Source organism: Ideonella livida (genome assembly GCF_010499455.1).
In the GTDB taxonomy this organism is placed as follows: domain Bacteria; phylum Pseudomonadota; class Gammaproteobacteria; order Burkholderiales; family Burkholderiaceae_C; genus Ideonella; species Ideonella livida.
Genome location: NZ_JAAGOH010000066.1, coordinates 1 through 6,703, shown reverse-complemented (window position 1 = coordinate 6,703; position 6,703 = coordinate 1). Strand labels below are relative to the sequence as shown.

Sequence of the window (6,703 nt, the reverse complement as noted above, 5' to 3'; positions counted from 1 at the left end):
TGCCCCTGAAAACGGCATGAAGCACATGGGCAGACCACATTCAACAACCCGAACCGCCGGATACGTGACCCGTACGTCCGGTGGTGTGAGAGGGGGAATCCGCGAGGATTTCTCCTATCTCGATTAGTCCCATGATTCCCCACGATGTCCGCACTGAGATCCTACGGCGCATAGATCGCGCCGAGCAGGAGCATGGGGTTCGCGTCTTGCTGGCAGTCGAGTCAGGTAGCCGTGCTTGGGGGTTTGAATCGCCCAACAGCGACTTCGATGCTCGCTTCATCTATGTCAACAAGCCTGAGTGGTATCTGTCCGTCGGCCTGGAAGAGCAACGCGATGTCATCGAGTACCCAATCATTGACGACATTGACCTCAACGGCTGGGACCTTCGAAAGGCGCTGAGGCTCTTCTGGAAGTCGAATCCGGCATTCGTTGAGTGGATCCAGTCCCCGATCATCTACTCTGAGGTCGGCGAATTCGGGAGCCTTTCAAGAGGGCTACTTTCTACCGTCTACTCTTGCGTAAGTGGCGTCCACCACTACCGCAGCATGGCGAAGACGAACTATCGTGGCTACCTAAAGACCGACCTTGTTCCGCTCAAGAAGTACTTCTACGTCTTGCGGCCACTGTTGGCAGTCCGCTGGCTCGAAATGCACGGAACCGCGGCCCCGATCGAGTTTGAAAGGCTGTTGGCGCTCATTGACGATGATGCGCCGCTCCTCGCAGCAATTCGTTCGCTGCTCTCGCGCAAGCGGAGCGCGCCTGAGATGGGACTCGAGCCGCCGGTTCCAGCAATTCATGCGTTTATCGAATCTGAACTCGAACGCCTCGAGACCTATGCTCCGGCGCCTCAGCGGCGAAACGAAGTCATGCCAGATCTCAACGATGTGTTTCGTTCCTGCTTGCGCGCTGCATGGGTCTAACCGCTCCTACAGGGACTCCCCCACAGCACAACCCCCGCAGGCAAGGTTTTCCCCTCCTAAGCCGAATTGGCTTTTCAAATCCATAGGCAAGGCCCCCCATACCTTTGAGCTGCGCGGGTGGCCAAACACCATCGGGGACAGACTGCATATCTACAGACGGGCTTGTGGCGTGGGCGCAAGTGGCCGGCCGATGCGATGCCCCAGAGGGGAACCGCGCAGCAGGGCTCCAATCGTTGCGCGTGGTCCTGGGCTTTTGAAGGCTGTGGCCACAGTCGAGTTATCGAGCTTGCCTGCTGCCGGTCTGACCTGTGGTGATCTTGGCGCGCAGTGTGGGGCGGGAGGAGAACGGTTGTGGGGTTGAGGGCGGCGGGCGGGCTGGTTTGCTTGCTCAGGCCGCTGCGGTGGCGGGCATCGAGGTGGCTTGAAGCGATTCGCTCGCGTGGGGTGGCGTGCTGACATGCTCAGCCCGGTAGAGCTCACCGCTGGTCAGCAGCGCCCACAGGATGCGGGCGTTCTTGTGGGCCAAGGCCACCAGGGCCTTTTGCCAGCCCACCCGCTCGCGCAGGGCATGCACCCAGCGGCTGGTGTGGTCGGTGCGGGCGGCGGCGTGCATCAGCACCGATTTGGCGCCCTGGATCAACAGCATGCGCAGGTACGCGTCACCGGCCTTGGTGATGCGGCCCAGGCGCGCCTTGCCGCCGCTGGAATCCTGCTTGGGCACCAAGCCCAGCCAGGCGCCAAATGGGTGGGCTGCCGCCGGTCGACTTCACTGCAACGTGTTTGGAGTTCGAGACACCCACGGCATCGGACAGGGTCGTATCCTCCGGTCAGTTCAGTGGCCTGCCACACCGCCCCACATGCCGGTCTCCAGGCACATGCCCGACGCCAGTTGACTTGAAAGATCAGGTCGCACAGGGCGCGAATTGCCGACCTTCACCGCTTCAGTAGCAGGCAAGTCAGTCAATGCAGAAAGCTCCCCTCTACCGCAAAGTGAACACCACGGCGCGGGGCGTTCGCCACAACTTCGGGGGCGAGTTCAGGCATGACAGGCACTCGAAGGAGGCCAAGGCCTCTGAGAAGACCCGCACCTCCATGGGCGGCAAGGCACAACGAGGGCTTGACTACACCCCCCTGTTCCGGTTCCTGATCTCGAAGATCGGTCAAGACTGGACGCAGGTTCACAGTGAGGCCGTCTCCAGGTTGGATCGTGAAGAGCCGATCTACCGGCTCGTGGCCAAGTGGCCAGATCAGCAGAGGGACTTCGTGTGCGTGGGCGAGTCCAGCTTCTTCAGCGGCTTGTTCATTGATGAGGCGAACCGCCTGCGCGCCGTGAATCCAGAGATGAATGAGTCCAGCCTCTACCCGTACTGCAAGTGCTGCACGCACACGTTCAATGGCATCCGCTTCACCAGGCCGTTCACTGAGGGCGCCTCAGGCTTCTTTTTCCCAAGTGACGGTGGGGGTGCGGCCTGACGAGATCACCGCCATTCCTGGGCTGCTGGCCGGCCCGGTCTGCTTCAGTCAGATCGGGGGCTCGCAGATCATGCGGATGGCCCTGGTGGATCGCGCCCCTCTGGCGTGGGCGTCATGACGCACTTGGGCGGGGTTGGACCGCCTTTGCTTGCCAGGCGGCAGTGGCTGGCCAGCGCCCAGGGGGCCGGATGGCTGACAATCTGTGGATGGCAACGAAAAAACCCAAGGGCCTGGGCATGGGGCTGGAGGCCCTGCTGGGCCCCAAGGCCGCGGAGTCCGGTGACGCCGCCGCGGCGCGCCCGGCTGAGCGGCCGGCCGTTCTGCTCCTGACCCAGCTGCAGGCCGGCAAGTACCAGCCGCGCACCCGCATGGACGAGGGCTCGCTCTATGAGCTGGCCGAGAGCATCAAGAGTCAGGGCATCATGCAGCCCATCTTGGTGCGGCCCGTGGGTGACCCGGCTGACCAGCGCTACGAAATCATTGCGGGTGAGCGGCGCTTCCGCGCGGCGGGCCTGGCCGGTCTGTCTGAGGTGCCGGTGCTGGTCAAGGCCGTGCCCGATGAGGCCGCGGCCGTCATGGCCCTGATTGAGAACATCCAGCGCGAGGACCTGAACCCGCTGGAAGAGGCGCAGGGCCTCAAGCGGCTGATTGCTGAATTTGGTCTGACCCACGAGCAGGCCGCGCAGGCTGTGGGCCGTTCGCGCAGCGCCGCCAGCAACCTGCTGCGTTTGCTCAACTTGGCCGATCCGGTGCAGAAGATGCTGATGGCGGGCGATCTGGACATGGGCCACGCCCGCGCCCTGCTCAGCCTGCAGCCGGCTCAGCAGATCCTGAGCGCCAACGAGGTGGTGGCCAAGAAGCTCTCGGTGCGCGAGGCCGAGAAGCTGGTCCACAAGGCGCTCAACCCCGGCCGCCAGACGCCGCTGCTGCGGGTGGCCGCCGAGAAGCCGCGTGACATCGTGCGGCTGGAGGAGCAGCTGGCGGACAAGCTCACCGCGGACGTCGAGATCCGCGTGCTGCGCAAGACGCTGCGCGGCGAGCAGGGCGAGATTGCCATCCGCTTTGCCTCGCTGGAAGAGCTCTCTGGCTTGCTGGACCGGCTGGGCGTGACCGAGCGCTGACCGGGGTGGGCGGCGTCAGGCCGCTGGGGTAGCGCGGCGCAGAGACGTGGTGTTGAAGCGCTTGTCAGCCTTGAGGTCCTGGATCTGCGCTTGGATTTTCCGCAGCGCTTTGATGGCGTCGGTTCGTGCCGCCTCCACCTTGGGGATGGCTGACGGACGGCGCTTGCCGGAGGATGTGCGGCTGGGTGCGCGCCGGGCCGGGGCCTGTGCGCGCGCCGCCCGCCACCGCCAGCCGCTGCCCGCCGATGTCTCTGCCCGCTCCCCTGGTCCCCCACGATCCGCCGTCCGGCGCCGCGCCGTCGCGGCCGGATTGGGCTGCGGTCAAGGCCTTGTTCGAGCTGGCGCTGGCCCAGCCGGTCGAGCGCCGCCGCGACTGGCTGGCCCGTGCCACGGCGCCTGCCGCCGTGCGTGAGGAGGTGCAGAGCCTGCTCGACCAGCCCGCGCCCGAGGACACCCTGCACCGGCTCTCGCGTCCGCTCACCCCCATCTCCCTGGCGGCCGTGCTGCAGGCGCGCGAGGAGGCTGAGCCCCCGCTGCCGCCCCCCGGCACCCGCCTGGGCCCCTGGGAAGTCACCGGCCTGTTGGGCCGTGGCGGCATGGCCGACGTGCTGGCTGCGCGCCGGGCCGATGGCGCCTGGGACGGCCCGGCCGCCGTCAAGGTGCTGCGGGCCGGCCAGGACTCCGCTGCCGTGCTTGAACGCTTCGCCCAGGAGCAGCAGGCCCTGGGCCGGCTGGTGCATCCGCACATTGCCCGCCTGCTGGATGCCGGCCGAACCCCGGCGGGCCAGCCCTATTTCGTGATGGAGCGGGTGGAGGGGCGGCCGCTGGATGAGGCCTGCCGCGGACTGCCCCTGCCGGCCCGGCTGGCCCTGTTCCTGCAGTTGGCCGACGCGGTGGCCTTTGCCCACCGTCAGCTGCTGGTGCACCGCGACCTCAAGCCCAGCAACGTGCTGGTCACCGCCGAGGGCCAGGTCAAGCTGCTGGACTTCGGCATCGCCAAGGCCCTGGACCCCACGGCCGGCCCGCTGGCGCAGGCGGACCTGACCCAGGCCGGGCAGCGACCTTTCACCCCCTACTGGGCCAGCCCGGAGCAGGTGCGCGGCGACTGGGTGGGCTTGCCCAGCGATGTCTACGGTCTGGGCCTGCTGCTCTACGTCATGCTCACCGGGGTGCGGCCCTATGGCCGGCAGGCCGAGGGCACCGCCGAGGTGCTGCAAGCCGTGTTGCATGAGCCGCCCAGCCGCGCCAGCCACCTGCCGCCCCACGAGGTGCCTGACCCCAGCTGGCTGCGGCGCCGCAGCCGGCTGGCTGGCGACCTGGACAAGATCCTGGCCACCGCCCTGGCCAAGGTGCCCGAGGACCGCTACCCCAGCGTGGAGGCCCTGGCGGCCGATGTGCGCGCTCACCTCGATGGACGACCGGTGAGCGTGCGCACCGCCCGGCCGCTGTACCTGGCCCACAAGTTTGTGCGCCGCCATCCGGCGGGCGTGGGCCTGTCGGCGTTGGCCGGTCTGGCGCTGGTGGCCGCGTTGGGCGGCCTGGGCTGGCAGGCCCGCCAGGCCGAGCTGGCCCGCCACCAGGCCGAGGAGCGGCTGACGCAGGTGCGCCAGCTGGCCAACCGACTGGTCTTCCAGTACCACGACCAGGCCGCCGCCATGCCGGGTGCCCTGGCCCTGCGTGAGGCCCTGCTGCGCGACGCCATTGCCTACCTGGACGCCCTGGCCCGGCAGGGCGCCGGCGCCCCCGACCCGGTACTGGCCAGCGAGCTGGCCCAGTCCTACCAGCGCATTGCGGTGTTGCAGGGCGAGTCCTTCTCGCCCAGCCAGGAGCGCAGCGCCACCGCCCTGCAGAGCACCGACAAAGCCCTGGACTGGCTGGCCCGCGCCCCGCAGGACCTGCCCACCCAGCTCGCTGGCGCCGATCTGGGCCTGCTGCGCGCCCAGTTGCTGTTGCGCCAGGGCCGCCTGCAGGCCGGGCAGGAGGCCTTGCACCAGACCCTGCCGTGGCTGACGCGGGCCGAGCGCCTGGCTCCTCAGGACCCGCAGGTGCGCTCGCGCCGGGCCACCTGGTTGGGCCGCCATGCCATGTTGCTGGCCCATCCCAGCCAGGCCTCGCTGGGCCAGGTGGACGCTGCCCTGCGCCGGTGGGACGAGGCCCTGCCGCTGTTCGAGCGCCTGCGCCGCGAGCAGCCCGAGCAGGCCGAATGGACCCACCAGCTGGCCTGGGCCCACGCCGGGCGCATGGCCGTTCTTTCGCTGGACGGACAGGACCAGATGGCGTTGGAGGAAAGTGAGCGCATGCTGGCCCTGCGTGAGGCCGCCGCGCGGGCCTTTCCGGACAATCCGCATTTCCAGCAGCAGGTCAGCGCGGCCCAGGTCAACCGCGCGGTGGCGCTGGGTCTGGCCGGGCGTTGGGCGCAGGCCCGGCCCTGGTTTGAGCGGGCCGATGCGCGGTATGGGCACGCCCTGGCCGACGATCCGGGCAACCAGGCCCTGAGGCGTGATGCCGCGCTGCTGCAGCTCACCCGAGCCCGGGCCCTGGCGCGCAGCGGGCAGGAGGCCGCGGCCCGGCCGCTGCTGCGGGCCGCGGTGGCGGCGCTGGACGGCCTGCAGGCCGAGCCGGGGGACTTTTACCTGGCCCGCTGGCGTGCCGAGGTGCGGCTGTGGGCGGCGCGTACCCACCGCGCCCAAGATCCGGCCCAGGCCCTGCGCTGGGCCGATGAGGCGCTGGCCCAGGTCGATCAGGCGGCCGACGCCGCCAACGCCAACGCCCGCTGGATGCGGGCCCAGGCCTTGGGCGAACAGGCGGCGGCCCTGGCCGTGCTGGGTCGCGCCGTTCCGGCGGCCGAGCGCGCCCGCCAGGCGCGCCAGCTTTGGCATGAGGGCGTGCCCCGCAGCCTGAGCCCCTGGGCCGAACAGGCCCGCGCCCTGCTGGACGCCCGCACGCCGCTGCAGGCCGTCCGCGCCGGCACGGGGGGGCGCCTGCTGTGACGGACCCGGCGCCGTCGCCGCCGCCCGCACCGCCGCCGGGGGCCAGCCCCTGGCAGCAGGTGCGGCACTGGTTTGACGTCGCCCAGGGCTGGCCCGCCGCCGAACGCTCCGCCCAGGTGCAACGTTGGCTGCCCGAGGGCACGCTGCGCCAGGAGGTGCTGGCCCTGCTGGCGGCGGACGCTGCGGCCACCGCGGCGCC

The 6,703-nt window shown here is 69.2% G+C and carries 5 protein-coding genes and 1 pseudogene; 5 read left to right on the top strand and 1 reads right to left on the bottom strand.

Annotated elements, in window-relative coordinates; translation table 11 throughout:
- Nucleotides 1-131: 131 nt before the first annotated feature.
- Nucleotides 132-920, top strand: coding sequence for a nucleotidyltransferase domain-containing protein (locus tag G3A44_RS22915; RefSeq protein ID WP_163460072.1), 789 nt, complete (start codon nt 132-134; stop codon nt 918-920).
- A gap of 388 nt (nt 921-1,308) precedes the next feature.
- Here G3A44_RS22915 and G3A44_RS22910 read toward each other — a convergent pair.
- Nucleotides 1,309-1,656 (bottom strand): annotated as a pseudogene (locus tag G3A44_RS22910) (transposase); the annotation flags it as partial.
- 227 nt (nt 1,657-1,883) lie between these two features.
- On the opposite strand from G3A44_RS22910, the gene G3A44_RS22905 reads away from it, so the two are divergent.
- The 4 genes from G3A44_RS22905 to G3A44_RS22890 all read left to right on the top strand — a co-directional run.
- On the top strand, nt 1,884-2,393 hold the full coding sequence (locus G3A44_RS22905) for a hypothetical protein (protein ID WP_163460070.1): 510 nt from the start codon (nt 1,884-1,886) through the stop codon (nt 2,391-2,393).
- A 206-nt stretch (nt 2,394-2,599) separates the two neighbouring features.
- On the top strand, nt 2,600-3,514 hold the full coding sequence (locus G3A44_RS22900) for a ParB/RepB/Spo0J family partition protein (RefSeq protein WP_163460069.1): 915 nt from the start codon (nt 2,600-2,602) through the stop codon (nt 3,512-3,514).
- A gap of 245 nt (nt 3,515-3,759) precedes the next feature.
- Complete coding sequence (locus G3A44_RS22895) at nt 3,760-6,504, top strand: serine/threonine-protein kinase (protein WP_163460068.1); 2,745 nt, start codon at nt 3,760-3,762, stop codon at nt 6,502-6,504.
- Nucleotides 6,501-6,703 (top strand): hypothetical protein (locus G3A44_RS22890; RefSeq protein WP_203561544.1); only part of this gene is annotated, 203 nt, incomplete at its 3' end. The genes G3A44_RS22895 and G3A44_RS22890, both read left to right, overlap by 4 nt.